General features: G+C 40.4%; 13 protein-coding genes. 5 read left to right on the top strand and 8 right to left on the bottom strand.

The window, feature by feature from the left end:
- Window positions 1-18: 18 nt before the first annotated feature.
- A complete protein-coding gene (locus RMY00_RS32780; protein WP_322651536.1) occupies window positions 19-2,376 on the bottom strand; it encodes a family 2 encapsulin nanocompartment cargo protein terpene cyclase in 2,358 nt (785 codons plus the stop codon).
- Window positions 2,377-3,090: 714 nt separating this feature from the next.
- Between RMY00_RS32780 and RMY00_RS32775 the strand changes: the two genes are divergently transcribed.
- On the top strand, window positions 3,091-3,357 hold the full coding sequence (locus RMY00_RS32775; RefSeq protein WP_322651535.1) for a BrnA antitoxin family protein: 267 nt from the start codon (window positions 3,091-3,093) through the stop codon (window positions 3,355-3,357).
- A 241-nt stretch (window positions 3,358-3,598) separates the two neighbouring features.
- On the opposite strand, the gene RMY00_RS32770 is transcribed toward RMY00_RS32775, so the two are convergent.
- From RMY00_RS32770 to RMY00_RS32760, 3 genes are all read right to left on the bottom strand, one after another.
- On the bottom strand, window positions 3,599-4,651 hold the full coding sequence (locus RMY00_RS32770; RefSeq protein WP_322651534.1) for a 3-deoxy-7-phosphoheptulonate synthase: 1,053 nt from the start codon (window positions 4,649-4,651) through the stop codon (window positions 3,599-3,601).
- A gap of 202 nt (window positions 4,652-4,853) precedes the next feature.
- Window positions 4,854-6,512 (bottom strand): alpha-amylase family glycosyl hydrolase, encoded by a 1,659-nt coding sequence (locus RMY00_RS32765; protein WP_322651533.1) that lies wholly within the window; start codon window positions 6,510-6,512, stop codon window positions 4,854-4,856.
- Window positions 6,513-6,823: 311 nt separating this feature from the next.
- Window positions 6,824-7,201: a DUF1823 family protein gene (locus RMY00_RS32760; RefSeq protein WP_322651532.1), complete on the bottom strand. Its 378-nt coding sequence runs from the start codon at window positions 7,199-7,201 to the stop codon at window positions 6,824-6,826.
- Between the two features lie 102 nt (window positions 7,202-7,303).
- Between RMY00_RS32760 and RMY00_RS32755 the strand changes: the two genes are divergently transcribed.
- The gene (locus RMY00_RS32755) at window positions 7,304-7,606 is read left to right on the top strand and encodes an acylphosphatase (RefSeq protein WP_322651531.1); all 303 of its coding nucleotides are present in this window, start codon (window positions 7,304-7,306) and stop codon (window positions 7,604-7,606) included.
- Between the two features lie 15 nt (window positions 7,607-7,621).
- Here the strand turns inward: RMY00_RS32755 and tmk are convergent, their stop codons facing one another.
- Both tmk and RMY00_RS32745 read right to left on the bottom strand, forming a co-directional pair.
- The gene (gene tmk / locus RMY00_RS32750) at window positions 7,622-8,257 is read right to left on the bottom strand and encodes a dTMP kinase (RefSeq protein ID WP_322651530.1); all 636 of its coding nucleotides are present in this window, start codon (window positions 8,255-8,257) and stop codon (window positions 7,622-7,624) included.
- Window positions 8,258-8,492: 235 nt separating this feature from the next.
- Entirely contained in the window at window positions 8,493-8,687 is a 195-nt protein-coding gene (locus RMY00_RS32745; protein WP_322651529.1) for a hypothetical protein, read from the bottom strand.
- A 167-nt stretch (window positions 8,688-8,854) separates the two neighbouring features.
- On the opposite strand from RMY00_RS32745, the gene RMY00_RS32740 reads away from it, so the two are divergent.
- Window positions 8,855-10,945 (top strand): hydantoinase/oxoprolinase family protein, encoded by a 2,091-nt coding sequence (locus tag RMY00_RS32740; RefSeq protein ID WP_322651528.1) that lies wholly within the window; start codon window positions 8,855-8,857, stop codon window positions 10,943-10,945.
- 5 nt (window positions 10,946-10,950) lie between these two features.
- On the opposite strand, the gene RMY00_RS32735 is transcribed toward RMY00_RS32740, so the two are convergent.
- Entirely contained in the window at window positions 10,951-11,418 is a 468-nt protein-coding gene (locus tag RMY00_RS32735) for a GNAT family N-acetyltransferase (protein WP_322651527.1), read from the bottom strand.
- Window positions 11,419-11,485: 67 nt separating this feature from the next.
- Between RMY00_RS32735 and RMY00_RS32730 the strand changes: the two genes are divergently transcribed.
- Window positions 11,486-13,051 carry a hydantoinase B/oxoprolinase family protein gene (locus tag RMY00_RS32730; RefSeq protein ID WP_322651526.1) on the top strand — a complete coding sequence of 522 codons (1,566 nt, stop codon included), beginning with the start codon at window positions 11,486-11,488 and terminating at the stop codon, window positions 13,049-13,051.
- 85 nt (window positions 13,052-13,136) lie between these two features.
- Here the strand turns inward: RMY00_RS32730 and RMY00_RS32725 are convergent, their stop codons facing one another.
- Window positions 13,137-13,352 carry a hypothetical protein gene (locus RMY00_RS32725; protein WP_322651525.1) on the bottom strand — a complete coding sequence of 72 codons (216 nt, stop codon included), beginning with the start codon at window positions 13,350-13,352 and terminating at the stop codon, window positions 13,137-13,139.
- 216 nt (window positions 13,353-13,568) lie between these two features.
- On the opposite strand from RMY00_RS32725, the gene RMY00_RS32720 reads away from it, so the two are divergent.
- A complete protein-coding gene (locus RMY00_RS32720) occupies window positions 13,569-15,107 on the top strand; it encodes a PLP-dependent aminotransferase family protein (protein ID WP_322651524.1) in 1,539 nt (512 codons plus the stop codon).
- The last annotated feature ends 159 nt before the right edge of the window (window positions 15,108-15,266 follow it).

Genomic DNA, 15,266 nt, shown 5'->3' with positions numbered 1-15,266 from the left:
ATAGGGACTCAGATTGAGCTAACCTTTCCTTCCTAACAGCGTTCCAATTTTGGTCGCTGAAGTACCTAACCCTGTTGGACTACTCAGTAAGTTCTGCACCACTGGCTGAACATTGGTTTGAGTTGTTTCCTGAGCGACACTTGGTCTAATTTTGGTCGCGCCAGTGCCTAAGCCTGTAGGGCCTTGGAGTAACCGCTTTTCTGTCGAGTTATTCCGCAATTCAAATTCCTTATAGCGGTCTACTGCCCTATGCCACTTGAGTACGCCACACATCCACTGTTCCAGTTTCTTGACGTATCCGTACAGTTTCTTACGGGCATTGGTATCCAGGTTGAAATCGTCACACAAGATAGGGAGTTCAGTCGCAACGATATGTTCAAACTGAAGGGCACGAGAGGTCATGAGGTCGTTAACAATGGCGACCGCCTGGGGGATATTGCAGTTAAGGAAATTTTGAACCGCCAGTACACCATTATTAATCTCGCCCTCAAATTCGATTTCTTTCTGATAAGAAAAAATATCGTTTGTCAGACAGGCGAAGTCGGCGGCTGAATTATCGATATTCTGCATGGTTCGGGTGCGGAATATCTCTGGTGGAATCTCATCCCCTTGGGAAAGTCGAGACAGGCTCATGGTTAAATCGGAGCCAAAGGTCTTACGACGCATTTCCACATAGTCTATTGGGTCGGGAATGCGATTTTGGATTTGGTTAGCTAGTTCCCATAACCAACTTTCCGTCATATCCTCGATCGCCCGGCGGAACTGGCGACGAGCATTAGCTGTCATTGGCCCAGCTGTCCGCGCCCAAATATCCGCTAAACCCCGTTCGACTGGGTTGGTTGCTTCGGGAATGGAATCTCCATCAAGGGGCATAAAGGCTGATAACCGAGCGTTAAAGATTTTTGCTCCTGCCATATTTCGGTTATAGCCATACAATGCCGGAAAGTAGTCATCAGCGTATGTTCCCCAAACGAGCCAACAAGCTGTGATATTCAAATCAGGACTAGATCCATTGGGATGAATATAGGCACCGCATAAAGCTACGTCGGCCACATCGAATTTGTGGTCATCCCAGATGTAAATACCTGGCATCCCTGGTAGTACATCCAACATCCCCATTTGACGCGCCCATTCCTTAGAATGTCGCCGAGCTTCTCCTAGATGAGGATTCAAACTGGTGGAGAAGGGCATATAAAACTGTGGCAGAGTTACTGATCCTACAGGCTGATAGAGGACATGAGTGAAGCTTTTGAACCGTTTGAGTCCCAAACTATCGGATAAAGCTCCCAGGCGGGCCGCCGATGTGCCTAGTCCAGTGGGGCCTCCTAAAGACCAGCTTGCTGTCGAAGATTTGTCTGATGTCTGGTTCATGTAGCGGCTCGATCTCATGTGCCACTCATGACCCCCCGACTGCCAGTCCTGAAGTCCTTTGGCATATAGGACTACTTTCAGACGCTCATCGGGACTCAGACTATATTCCTCGAACAAAGAAGGAAGCTCTGTGACAAAGGTGTTCTCGAACTGTTGCACCCGAGATGTTAGTAAGTCGTTAGTGAGGTTGGCTGCCTCTTGGGTACTCACATCCAGAAATCGTTCCAAAACCAAGATACAGTTAGCATTTTCCCCTTCTTCTTCCACTTCTCTTTGGTAAGAGAAGATGTCATTTCGCAGATGTACCCCATCAGAAAAAGTGTCTTTGAGAACACGCATTGGTCGAGTCGGGGCGATCGCAGCCGGAATGTCTGCCCCAACCGCGTGTTCCACTAAGTTAGCTGACCAGGGCGCTCCCCCCACCTTACGGCGCATCTCAATGTACTCAATCGGGTTAGCAACTCGATTTTGGCTGATATTGGCGAGTTCCCACTGAGATTCTTTGAGAAGATTGATCGTACTCTCAGAAAACCGGATTACCCAGTCTTGGGAGGCATTGGGGATGGTGCGATCCCAGAGGTCTACTAGACCCCGTTCTACGGCATTGGTGGGTTCTGACGGCGTTTCTTGGGGCTGTACAGGCATAAACGCTGGCAGTCCATTGAGGTACTTCTTAGCCCCAGCCATATCTTGGCTACGCTTGTAAAGCTCAAGGAAGTGATCGTCGAAGAAAAATACCCAAACATACCAATCAGTTACCAGATTGAGCATGGGTTCATCGGCATCTGGATGGGTATAAGAACACAATAATGCATAGTCATGGGCATCAAACTTGCGCTCATCCCAAATCCCATAGTCTTCTGATCCCTCTACCCCACCCAAAATTCCCATTTCATAAGCCCAGGCTTTAGAATGTACCCGTGCCGCTTCCAGGTTTGGGTTCAGCCGTGCCGGCCAAGGCACATAAAAACTCGGCAACTCAAAAGGTTGCTTGCTAGAAGTCATTGTCCATTTAAACCTATTAGTTTAAGCTCAGTGTCTTGATTGAAGTCGCGTTATAGTGGTTCTAGTTTACGTAAGTTATACATGTAGGGACACGGCACGCCGTGCCTCTACACCTAGCGATATAATGTTGTGCCGTCCCTGAGTAGGAACCGCTATCATTTAACATTCGCTATTAATCTTGAGTAAGTGAAATTATTTCTAGTAATCGAAAAAATTACAACTTACTCTTGCCAGATATGCACTAAGGATTAAGTTACAGCTTATCAACAGCATTATCAAGAGTTATTATAAAACGTCCTACTTTTCCCACTTTTCCCACTTTTCCATTTAACCAAATCAATACTTTTATAACTAAATATATGTATATTATTTTTTTAATAAAATACTATTTCTATGAAGTAATTCGGTGGAAAAATTTATAGGTATGTAACAAACAGTTAAGTAGAAGAATGAGAGTTAAACCTTGCACGTTGTGTAGTGTAGTTTCCTGTTTCTCTTCTAGTTTGGACTCCAGCAATGACGGTATGAAGTTTGCTTCTAAATCTTTCTTTTTTAATGATTATCACTTTCATGCATAGTGAGATTCAATTTCCTGAAAGCCTTATTCGGTTTGAGTCTTGGTGTATTCCACCCTGATTCAGGCTCGTCAATATTTAGATGCGTTTGCCCTGATAATAAGTGCGGGAAAAGCAACAAAAATAGAGCGCCAAAGATATGAAGAAGCAATCTGAGTTCCCTTTCGAGAGGGCGAGGCAAGTCACACTAGAAGAAAGTCAAAAATTCAGAGAAGCAATTGCTGAAGAGTTTGGCATGAAGTTGAGAAAGCGGGGTAGACCACCAAAACATGAAGATGAGAAGTATGAATTAATTTCTCTCAGACTTCACCCAAAAATCTTAGCTTGGGCGAAAGAAGAAGCCCAAAAAAAAGGCATTGGCTATCAAACAGTTATTAATGAGGTACTACTAGAGCGAATTAGCTGATATGCGATCGCCGTCGTAGTTAATAGCGATCGCTGCTGTTGTTAGGAGAGTAGGGATTAGAGGGGCGATCACTTGCTCACCCGAACCCATTGCGATACCTACGGTGTTCTCGTTGCGATCGCCGTATATGATTAACTTTGGAATTCTATTCCGAAGCGGGGATTGTCATATATGGGTAATGACAAGCCTACTTGCACAGGGGAATAAGATTCAAAGTTTCTGAAAACCTACACTATGGTATTTATTTAAGTTTTTCGTGAGCAGCTAAAATAATTTTTTCGGTTTCTTCCCAACCAATACATTTATCAGTTACAGAAATCCCATATTTTAATTCTTCTTTACCAGTAATTGGTTGACTACCCTCATACAAATGCGATTCCAGCATCATGCCAACTATTGATGTATTACCATCTACTATTTGCTGAATAATATTTTCTAAGACAGCACCTTGTAATTTGTAATCTTTATTGGTATTGCCGTGGCTACAGTCAATAACAATCCTCGGTGGTAAATCTGCTTGTTTTAATTTCTCTTCTACCAGTTTCACATTCGCTGCATCAAAGTTAGGTTGACTACCACCCCTTAAAATTACATGACCGTAGCCATTACCTTTAGTTTGAAAAACGCTAACCTGTCCGTTTTGATTAATTCCGATAAAATTATGGGGATTTCTAGCTGATTGTAAGGCATTCAAAGCTACTTGAATATTACCGTCAGTACCGTTTTTAAAACCCACAGGCATGGAAAGCCCACTTGCCATTTCACGGTGAGTTTGTGATTCGGTCGTGCGTGCCCCAATGGCAGACCAAGTAATTAGTTCACTAATATATTGAGGTATGATTGGATCTAATGCTTCTGTGCCAGCAGGTAATCCTAATTCTGTAATTTTTAATAATAGATCCCGGGCAATTAATAATCCATTTTCTACATGGAAAGAATCATCCATATCTGGATCGTTGATTAACCCTTTCCAGCCTACGGTTGTTCTTGGTTTTTCAAAGTACACTCGCATAATTAATAGCAGCTTATCCTGCACTTGCTCGGCCAATCTTTTCAACCGTTCAGAATATTCGAGTGCTGCTTTTGGGTCGTGGATTGAGCATGGGCCAACAACTATAAACTTCCTGCGATCCTGAAAATCTAGAATCTGTTCTATTTCTTGCCTATATGCTAAAACTCTTTGCTCGGCTAATTGTGTTAAAGGTAATTTTGATTTGATTTCATTAGGAGTTAATAAAATGCGATCGTTCTCAATGTTAACGTTGTCGATAATATTAAATAATTCGTTGTGCATGGGGATGCTCTCGCAATTTTATATACGCACTTCAAATAAAAAGTGTAACACAAACCCATGAAATTTTAATATAGCTGATTTTTTGCTTGACAAATTTATCACTAAATTGTAAGTAGATAAGGTAATAACTGAAAAAGGGGAAATATTTTCCCCCTTTTTTACTATTGGACTACTTACTCAGTAGTATTGTATGTGTATATAATTACTGCCATACAAACACTTTGGCTTCGTATGGCCCCAAGTCAGTTATGATGCCATCGTCACCAGCTTCGACATCATAATTGCCTGTCCACTCATGCCATGTACCAGGGCTAGGAAAGTTAGGAACATGATACTCAGCTAGGAAGTTTTCAGAGAAATTTGCAATTACGACTACACGAGAACCTTCATCATTCCAACGAGTATAAGCTAATACTTTTGCCTCTGGATTTTCGTGGATAAAATCAATATTTTCTGTGTAAAGAGCTTGATTGCTTTTACGCAAGTTTGTTAAGCCTTTATATGATTCAAATAAACTACGATTTAAATCATTACCTAACAACGTCCAATCGATTTTCGCTGATTCGGGTTGTTTAGGTTTATACTCGCCAAATTCTTCTCCCATCCAAATTAAAGGTACGCCAACAGCAGTCATTAGGATGGCTACTCCCAATTTAACCCGCCTAAATGCTTCTTCGTCAAAAATCTCACGGTTTCCTAATTCAACCATGACATGGTTATGGTCGTGGTTGGTGAGGTAATTTACTACATTGGTAGCACCCAAGAAGCCTTGACGCTTGCAGTCAATAACATCTTTGAGACGCTCTAAATCAAATGTATCACCGCAGATATGTTCTAGAATGCAGTGATAAAAACTGTCATGCCAGCAACCATCCATTGGCCCATCTACATTGGTAATGCTGGTAGTTTCAGGAATGTGTTCGGCAACGTTATAAAAAGGCTTCATGCTAGCAGTTTTTTTAGCTTCCTGAACAATCCAGTGCATGAAATCGTAGTTAGCAATTTGCCGCGCAGCATCATAGCGAATCCCATCAAGATGATATTCTGATATCCAAAAACGGATTGTTTCACCAATAAACTTCCGCGCTGGATAAACATCTAATTTATCGTCATAATGTTCATAATTAAACTCAGGGCCCCAGTTATTATCAGGGTCACGAGGTTCATGATGATACCAATAATCGTGGTCAATTTGTGTTAAGGGGGCAGATGCTTCTGAGTGGTTATAAATTCCGTCAATAATTACACGAATACCTCTACCATGACACTCATCAATCAAATTTTTTAACTCAGCAGTAGAACCATAACTAGATTCTGTTGCAAAGAAATGGCGGGGGTTATAACCCCAACTATAATCACCAGGATATTCTTTAAGTGGCATCAACTCAATAGCGTTGATTCCTAATTCGCATAAATAATCTAACTTTTCAATGACGTGTTTGTACTTACCTCGTGCATAAGGGTCATCCTCACCACCAGAAAAGTCACCAACATGCAATTCATAAATTACTAATTCGTGGTCAGCAGGTAAAGGTTTATCATCATGTTGCCAAATATAGGTATCGGTAATCCTTTCGCCATTTTTGACCCGGATAACACCATCATCTTTTCCACTCTGTTCATCTATATCAGTTACTTGAGGATCTGTAACATCAACCCATTGTTCTGGTTCAAAAAACCATGAATTTGACTGGACACGGAATTTATATTTATAAACGCCGTCTTCTAGTTCAACACTTGTACGAAAATAACCATCATCACCTCTCTCCATTGGAATTTCCTGCCAATCAGAAAAAGAACCAATTAATGCAGCTCCTTTGTTATAAGGTGCAAATAAACTAAATTCAATTGGCTTTGTCATAGAAATGTTTGTAATATCAAGGGTTGATAAAAGTATTCTCGAATACTTAATTAAATTTACAAATCGCTCTAGAGAAATAATTATATAAATAGTGCTTCTGTCTTGAGGATGAATTTATAAATATTTTATAAAAATAGTCAACAAGTGACTATTTTTGACTGTTTTTATAATTTGTTTTTTAATAATATCCAGATTATATTTAGTACACTTGCTATTTAGAATATTAAATTTTAAAAAATTTTATTAAATTGTTAATTAGCAGATATTAGGTAAAACGGAAATGGTTATTGCTAAATATCTGCTGTATAAGATTACTCAATTTTATCGTTAGTTTGTTGTAGATAACTTAATAACCAACCTGCTGCTGTCGCCCTGCGAGTTTGCCGAGGCCCAAATTCCCCAATTTTGTAACCTTTGAAACCTAGTTTTTCTTTGAGCAGTTGTTTATTTTCAACAGGAATTGAACGAGTTAACTTGACTGTTGCAGGGCGAGATTCAATAAAATTTGGTGGTTGGGGGTAATCATTTAGCCATTCTGGTGCAACTAGGCTAGTGTCCCATTGTGCAGTTGAGGAATCATAGCGATAGCCTAAATAATGCCATAGCAACTCGTTGACTGTGGCATCATCAAGTTTTTCGTCAATAATTGCCCAAATTGTTTCTGTGTTGAGTGGTGGCAAGTTAGACATAAGCAATTTAAAATTTCAAGTTGAAAAACTGACTACTGATTAATTAAATTCACTGTATACACAAACTAGGTAGACTGGAAATCGTAAAGATTATACCAGTCTATGCAGAATTCCACAGCACTGCCAAAGATCATCCGCGCCCATGTATTCATTTCTGGTCGAGTCCAAGGAGTTGGTTATCGGTATTCCACTGTAGATACAGCTAGGCAGTTGGGATTAACCGGCTGGGTGCGAAATCTCCCCGATAATCGAGTAGAGGCAGTCTTTGAAGGGGCGCGAGATGTTGTAGATAACATGGTTCGTTGGTGTCACTCTGGGCCACCTGCTGCTGTAGTTCAAGATGTTGTGGTTGAGTATGAAGAACCGGAAGGGTTGCGGGGATTTGAAGTTAAGCGGGTTGATTAATCATCGGTCATTTGCCTATGGCAACTCCTTCAAGTGTACGCGCAAAATTCCTTGAATTACTTGTTGTACAGCTTCTTTACTCAAACTGCCATCTACCCGCACAATTCTTGAGGGATAGGATGCTGCTAACTCTGCGTATCCTTGCTGAACGCGCCGATGAAAAGCGATTGTTTCTTGTTCAATACGGTCTAAACCTATTCCATCTCCTCGTTTACGAGCTAGTCCTACTTCGGCATCGACATCTAGCCAAATAGTTAAATGACTCTCTAAACCAGCAGTGGCAATATGATTAAGCTGATTGATTAAACTCATGTTAAGACCGCGACCATATCCTTGGTAGGCAATGGTAGAGTCAGTGTAGCGATCGCATAAAATATATTTCCCTGCTGTAAGATTTGGTTTGAGTTCTTGTTCTACGTGTTGCGATCGGTCAGCAGCATACAACAAAAGTTCTGTCACTTGTGCAACTGGTTTATCCTCTGACTTTTCTAGTAGCAAGCGGCGAAGATGTAAGCCTAACTCTGTTCCACCTGGTTCACGAGTAACAACCACAGAAATACCCAGACTTTCCAACCACTCAGAACAAAGTTGCATTTGGCTGGTTTTACCACAGCCTTCCACCCCTTCAAATACAATTAATTTGCCACTCATGCTTTTTAAAGTTCGCTGCAATAAACTTGTTCGCTGACGTTTGATCAAGAATAGCGTGGACTGTTACGGGCAGGCGAGACGCCATTAGTGTCAAGTTAAAATGAAATCACTAGGGTCAACTAGTATAGCTGAAGACACAACGACTGCGCCCTTCGGCTACGCTCAGGACAAGCTCAGTGCATCGCTGGGGACTGAGTGAAAAGTCTTTTTGTGTTTAGATTTTATCCGACTCAAATTAAAATTGAACAAAAATAATAAACGACACCCCGAATTCAATAAACGGCCGCCCGAATTCAATAAACGGCTGCCCGAATTCAATAAACGACACCCCGAATTCAATAAACGGCCGCCCGAATTCAATAAACGACACCCCGAATTCAATAAACGACATCCCGAATTCAATAAACGGCTGCCCGAATTCGATGAACATACTTTTGACATTTGGGCTTTTGCCTTAACTTGACACCAATGGCGAGACGCCCACCCCACAATCAGTAGTTGTAGGACGAATGGCACTGTACAAATGCATCGTGATTTCTCATTTCTTGGACTTTGGAAAAAATTATGCTATCTATATAGCGTTGATGAAACAGAATCATGTTAAAAGTTTTTGCTGACAGAGGTGGTACATTCACAGATATTGTTGCTGTCACTAATAATCAAGCAATTATAGACAGACTCTCAAGACATCCTGAAGGTTTTTTAGTTGTGACTTTGCCTAATCAGCAATGGATTATAGTTTATAAACTACTTTCAGAAAACCCCGAACAATACCAAGATGCAGCTATCCAAGGTATACGGGATATCATGGGTATTTCCAGCAACGAACCCATTCCTAGTGAAGCGATAGAAGTAGTAAAAATGGGGACAACGGTAGCAACAAACGCGCTGTTAGAAAGGAAAGGAGACAGGGTTGTTCTTCTGATCACCAAAGGCTTTAAAGATGCGCTGCAAATTGGCTACCAAAACCGTCCTAACATCTTTGCTCGTCATATCGTCTTACCAACCATGCTTTATGAGCAGGTCATTGAGATTAATGAACGTTATGATGCTTATGGAAATGAATTAATACCGATAAATATTGAACAAGCAAAAAATGACTTACAAGTAGTTTACAACACAGGAGTTCGGAGTTGTGCAATTGTTTTTATGCACAGCGATCGCTATCCTGAACACGAACAACAAATCGCCAAAATCGCCCAAGAAATCGGCTTTACACAAATATCTGTATCTCACCAAGTTAGTCCGTTAATGAAATTAGTCAGCCGAGGAGATACAACAGTAGTCGATGCTTATTTAACTCCAATTTTACGCCGCTATGTCAACCAAGTAGCGAGTCAGTTACCTGGAGTCAAATTAATGTTTATGAAATCTGACGGCGGTTTAGTCGCAGCCGAGCAATTTCAAGGCAAAGATAGTATTTTAAGTGGCCCGGCTGGTGGAATTGTCGGTGCAGTTCAAAGTAGTAAAAGAGCAGGTTTTGAGTTAGTTATTACCTTTGATATGGGAGGGACAAGTACAGATGTTGCCCACTTTAAAGGAGAGTATGAACGACAATTAGATTCAGAAATTGCTGGGGCGCGGATGCGAGTTCCCGTTTTAGCAATTAATACCATTGCGGCTGGAGGCGGTTCAATTCTCTCTTTTGATGGTTCTAGTTATCGTGTTGGCCCTAAATCTGCTGGTTCAAATCCTGGCCCTGCTTGTTACCGACGCGGGGGGCCATTAACGGTTACTGATGCTAATGTGATGTTAGGCAAAATCCACCCACAATATTTTCCCTCGGTTTTTGGAATTGATGGGAATTTACCTTTAGATAAAGATACTGTCATTCAGCAATTTACCCAATTAGCCCAAGATATTCAAGGCGCTACATTAAATCATTCTACTCCTGAACAAGTAGCGGCTGGATTTATTGCGATCGCAGTGGAAAATATGGCAAATGCAATTAAAAAAATCAGTCTACAACGGGGTTATGATGTCAGCCAATACGTGCTTTGTTGTTTTGGCGGTGCAGGCGGGCAAGTTGCTTGTTTAATTGCCGATACCTTGGGAATGAAAAAGATATTTCTACATCCTTATGCTGGTGTTCTTTCTGCTTATGGAATGGGATTAGCTGATGTCCGGGCAATTAGAGAAGGAGGAGTAGAACAGCCTTTAACCCAAGCATTAATTCCTAAATTACACCAGTTAATGGAATATTTGGAAACTCAAGCTATAAGTGAAATCGATGAAGCTAATGCTCAAACAGAAATAGTTCAGAAAATCAACTTAAAATATGAAGGAACTAATTCTACTTTAACCGTTAACTTTGCCGATGATGTGGTATCAATGCGGCAAGAATTTGAGGATGAACATAAATCCCGCTATGGTTTTATTCAATTAGATAAAACTTTAATTGTTGAATCAGTCTCAGTAGAAGTAATTCAGAAAATGGAGACTCCCGAAGAACCCTTAATTATTCGTAATCGTCCTTTAGATAAAACTCCTGCATCTGTTGAGATAGTAAGGATGTTTACTGCTGACAGATGGTATAATACACCTGTTTATCGACGAGAAGATTTACAACCAGAAGATAGTATTAATGGGCCTGCGATCTTTGTGGAAAAAATTAGCACAATTATAGTTGAACCTAATTGGCAAGCAAGGTTAACTGAACGTAATCATTTAATTTTACAGCGTTTATAAACTGCTTATACAAGTATTTGTGGTGTCCAGGTTAAAAAACAGCGATTACCTTTCTGCTCCGTAACCTTTGCACCTAGCCTATCATAAAAACTAAGTCCACGACTGTTGCGAATATCAGCATTCCAAGCAAGATGGGTACAGTCATTGTTCTTTGCTACTTGAGCTAAATAACTCATTAACGCGGCTCCTGCTCCCTGACTTCTCATATCTTCGTTCACATACAAATCATCAAGCCAGATACTCGGTTGCCCTACAAAAGATGAGTATCTGAATCCATATAAAGCAAACCCAACCACACACTCTGAGGTTTCTGCAAATAAAACATAAGAGAAAGGTACTGTTCCAAAAATTGTTTTACGTATTTTCTCCTCAGTAACTTGAAGTACACCAGAATAAGCACCAATTTTTTTATCAAATTCAGACTTTTTTTGAATAAAGGAAAAAATTAGTAATATATCATCAGGTGTAGCCAACCGAATCTTCATTGAACTACTTTTAATCACTTTAATAGATAATTTTAGCAAAGAATAGGAATCAAACATGTATACAACAACTCAACCCGATCCCGTTCGCTTAGAAATATTCAAAAATCTCTATCAATTTATTGCAGAGCAAATGGGAATTGTTCTCCAAAATACGGCAGCATCTATAAATATAAAAGAAAGGCTGGATTTCTCCTGCGCTATTTTTGACTCATCTGGATTATTAGTTGCTAATGCTCCCCATATTCCTGTACATTTAGGCTCAATGAGCGAAAGTGTCCGCAGTTTAATTAACGAAAAACGAGATACCCTAAAACCAGGAAATGTCTATCTATCTAATAACCCGTATAATGGCGGAACTCACCTTCCCGACGTAACTACAATTACCCCTGTTTTTCTAAAGAGTCGTGAAAATACTCCATTCCCCACTCCCCTCTTTTTTGTTGCTTCTCGTGGACACCAAGCAGATATCGGTGGAATTACGCCCGGTTCAATGCCTCCCCACAGTACGACAGTAGAAGAGGAAGGAATTATTTTTGATAATTTTCTCTTGGTTGAAGAAGGTAATTTTCGAGAAACCGCAGTAAGACAGCACCTTTCAAATCATACTTATCCTGCTCGTAACCCTAATCAAAATATCGCTGATTTTAAAGCACAAATTGCAGCAAATGAGCGGGGAGTACAAGAACTTCGTAAAATGGTTTCACAATACAAGCTCGATACTGTTCAAGCTTACATGAAGTTTGTGCAAGCTAATGCTGAGGAGTCGGTGAGAAAAGCTATCAATCTTCTCAAGGATGGCTCGTTTGTTTATGAAATGGATAATGGGGCAAGAATTGAAGTTAAAGTGACGATTTACCCAGAAACTCGTAGTGCTACTATTGATTTTACTGGAACTTCTCGGCAACTAAATAGTAGTTTTAATGCTCCCAAAGCTGTAACTCAAGCCGCAGTTTTATATGTCTTTCGGACTTTGGTTGATGATAATATTCCTCTGAATGCCGGGTGTCTTAACCCTCTAGAAATTATCATTCCGGTTGGCTGTATGCTGAATCCAACTTATCCAGCAGCAGTGGTAGCGGGTAATGTCGAAACTTCTCAAACCATTGTTGATGCTTTATATGGCGCTTTAGGTATCATGGCTGCTTCTCAAGGAACGATGAATAATTTTACTTTTGGTAATGAGCAGTATCAATATTATGAAACTATTTGCGGCGGCTCTGGGGCAGGAATTGATTTTGATGGAACTGATGGTGTTCATTCTCACATGACTAACTCCCGTTTGACCGACCCAGAAGTTTTAGAAACCCGTTATCCTGTACTTTTAGAAAGCTTTAGTATTCGTCACGATAGCGGTGGTAAAGGGCAATATTCTGGTGGTAATGGAGTTGTCCGCCGCATCCGTTTTTTAGAACCCATGACAGCTAATATTCTTTCTGGACATCGGGTTGTCCCTCCCTTTGGATTAAATGGCGGAGAAGCTGGGATTATCGGACGCAACTGGGTACAACGTGAAAATGGAATTGAAGAGAATTTAGACAGCACAGCAACAGTAGAGATGAAACCTGGGGATGTTTTTGTGATAGAAACTCCTGGCGGCGGCGGATTTGGTGAAGTCTCCTAGTACCAGTATTTTCCTGAATTGAAAGTTTCTAAATGTCATCGCCTGTTCTGAACTGTCTATGTCTCACATTTATTGGCAAAATATTTTATTTGTAATAACACTTATCAATCCAAATTCGCATTTCTTCTTCAGAACCAAAACAGGCAGAACGTCCTGTCATTGGATCGTAGGCACGCCAATAAGAAATTTGACCACGCCAGTCTGATTCTTGCCATACTTGGAGGTCAGAAGCACTAGCCATCCAGATGGTAAAATGCTGCCAATATTTTCGTAAATTTGACAGTAAATTAAACTTATTCATAGTGAAAGCACCTAATAAATAATGAACTATTACTTTTACTTTCACCTAAGAATTTTCAACTGAGAAGGTACAGTTTTTGTAGATTTGATCTAGTACAGTTAAGCGCCATCCCAACTGGTATAGTAAAAAATCTCTCAACTGTACTAGGTAAACTTGGCAAAAATAGTTTATATTGCCAGTATTGATGATTTTTTAGTCATTGACGAGTGCGCCAAAATGAAAATTTTGTTAGAACGACAGTCACACAAACCGATTTATTTACAGATCCGCGATCGCATTAGTCATCTGATTAAATCTGGCGCACTCAAAAGTGGCGATCGCCTCCCTTCTATCCGCTCTTTGGCAGAAAGTTTACAAGTTAACAAACTCACGATTATTGAAGCATATAACGTTTTAGAAGCAGATGGTATTGTTTCTGCTCGTCAAGGTTCAGGATATTTTGTCAGCAGGGTTTCTCCAAGAAGCACTAACCTAGAATCTAAATTTGCTCCAGCCCAAAATGTCATAATTACAAAACCAGGAAAGTGTTCTTTTTATGAAATGTATACTCCATTAGTGCAAGCACAAACGCAGCCAGGAATAATTAATTTTGGCTACGGTTATCCTCGTCCACCAAAAGATATTAACCTCATTGCCAGACGAGCATTAAAGCAAGATGATACTGATATTTTCTTTCCTCATGAGATGCCTCAAGGACAACTAACTCTGTGCAGACAAATTGCCCAGATGCTAGTGCAGCAAGGATTAGAGGTTTTTCCAGAGGATTTAATTATTACTAATGGCTCTCAGCAAGGGTTGTCATTAGCGATGAATTATTATGTACAACCTGGTGATTGGGTGATTGTCGAAGCTCCTACCTATTATGGTGCAATCTCAATCTTAGAAAACTTAGGAGCTAAGATTATTGGCATTCCCATGACTGCGGAAGGAATGAATTTAGATTTATTAGAGCAATATCTACATAGCCACCGCCCGAAATTAATTTATACAATTAGTACCTTTCACAATCCAACTGGATTGACGACAACACAAGCTCATCGTCAGCAATTATTAGCATTAGCCGAAAAATATGAGTGTCCCATTTTAGAAGATAATGCTTATGAAGGAATAAATTTTGATACAGTACCAGCGCCAATTAAAGCTTTAGATAAAAATAATTTGGTGACTTACTTAAGTACATTTTCTAAAACTTTAATGCCTGGTTTACGAGTGGGCTATATGGTAGTTACAGGTAAGCATTATCAAGCAATTATTGAGCGGAAGTTGCTCCATGATTTGCACACATCCAGTATTTCGCAAACAATTGTTAGCGAATATCTCGCTTCAGGACATTACCGCCGTCACCTCAGCCGACTTCGCACAGATAATCTGCAAAGTCGTAATACCATGCTGCAAGCTTTAGAGCGTTATTTTCCCGAAGAAATCCGGTGGACAGTTCCGACGGGTGGATTATTTCTCTGGGTACAATTACCAGATAATATTCCGATTGGGGCAATTCGGAATGAAGCCTTTGCACAAAATGTTTACCTGGCGTGTGGTTCAGCATTTTTCCCCGATAAGCAAGGTTATCCAGCGATGCGTCTGACTTTCTGTATGCCGCCAGAGGAGATTGAGCAAGGTATTTCGATTGTGGGTAGGTTGCTGAAAAAGTATATTTCCAAAGGATGTGTAGATACAGAGGGGCTTGTCGTTAAACATCGCATATTTAAAAGCTTAGAACTCGAAAGGTCTAGCTCTTATCTCAATACGGTTTAGTTAAAGCTTAACTCTTTGTCAAATTCAATTTTTTTAACGAACCGCAAAGGACGCAAAGAACGCAAAGGAAGAGGAGGAAGAAATACTTAACTGAACTGTATTGGCTCTTATCTCGGAAGTTCGTGTTTAGAACTCGAAAGCCCAAGCTTTTATCTCAAT

Source organism: Nostoc sp. ChiVER01 (genome assembly GCF_034531155.1).
Classification (GTDB): Bacteria; Cyanobacteriota; Cyanobacteriia; order Cyanobacteriales; family Nostocaceae; genus Nostoc.
This window is presented reverse-complemented; position numbering and strand designations above follow the sequence as displayed.

Bases quoted from the DNA above. Each gene is read 5' to 3' on its own strand.
- RMY00_RS32780 (WP_322651536.1), bottom strand. From the start codon at position 2,376: ATGACTTCTAGCAAGCAACCTTTTGAGTTGCCGAGTTTTTATGTGCCT.
- RMY00_RS32775 (WP_322651535.1), top strand. From the start codon at position 3,091: ATGAAGAAGCAATCTGAGTTCCCTTTCGAGAGGGCGAGGCAAGTCACA.
- RMY00_RS32770 (WP_322651534.1), bottom strand. From the start codon at position 4,651: ATGCACAACGAATTATTTAATATTATCGACAACGTTAACATTGAGAAC.
- RMY00_RS32765 (WP_322651533.1), bottom strand. From the start codon at position 6,512: ATGACAAAGCCAATTGAATTTAGTTTATTTGCACCTTATAACAAAGGA.
- RMY00_RS32760 (WP_322651532.1), bottom strand. From the start codon at position 7,201: ATGTCTAACTTGCCACCACTCAACACAGAAACAATTTGGGCAATTATT.
- RMY00_RS32755 (WP_322651531.1), top strand. From the start codon at position 7,304: ATGCAGAATTCCACAGCACTGCCAAAGATCATCCGCGCCCATGTATTC.
- tmk (WP_322651530.1), bottom strand. From the start codon at position 8,257: ATGAGTGGCAAATTAATTGTATTTGAAGGGGTGGAAGGCTGTGGTAAA.
- RMY00_RS32745 (WP_322651529.1), bottom strand. From the start codon at position 8,687: ATGTTCATCGAATTCGGGCAGCCGTTTATTGAATTCGGGATGTCGTTT.
- RMY00_RS32740 (WP_322651528.1), top strand. From the start codon at position 8,855: ATGTTAAAAGTTTTTGCTGACAGAGGTGGTACATTCACAGATATTGTT.
- RMY00_RS32730 (WP_322651526.1), top strand. From the start codon at position 11,486: ATGTATACAACAACTCAACCCGATCCCGTTCGCTTAGAAATATTCAAA.
- RMY00_RS32725 (WP_322651525.1), bottom strand. From the start codon at position 13,352: ATGAATAAGTTTAATTTACTGTCAAATTTACGAAAATATTGGCAGCAT.
- RMY00_RS32720 (WP_322651524.1), top strand. From the start codon at position 13,569: ATGAAAATTTTGTTAGAACGACAGTCACACAAACCGATTTATTTACAG.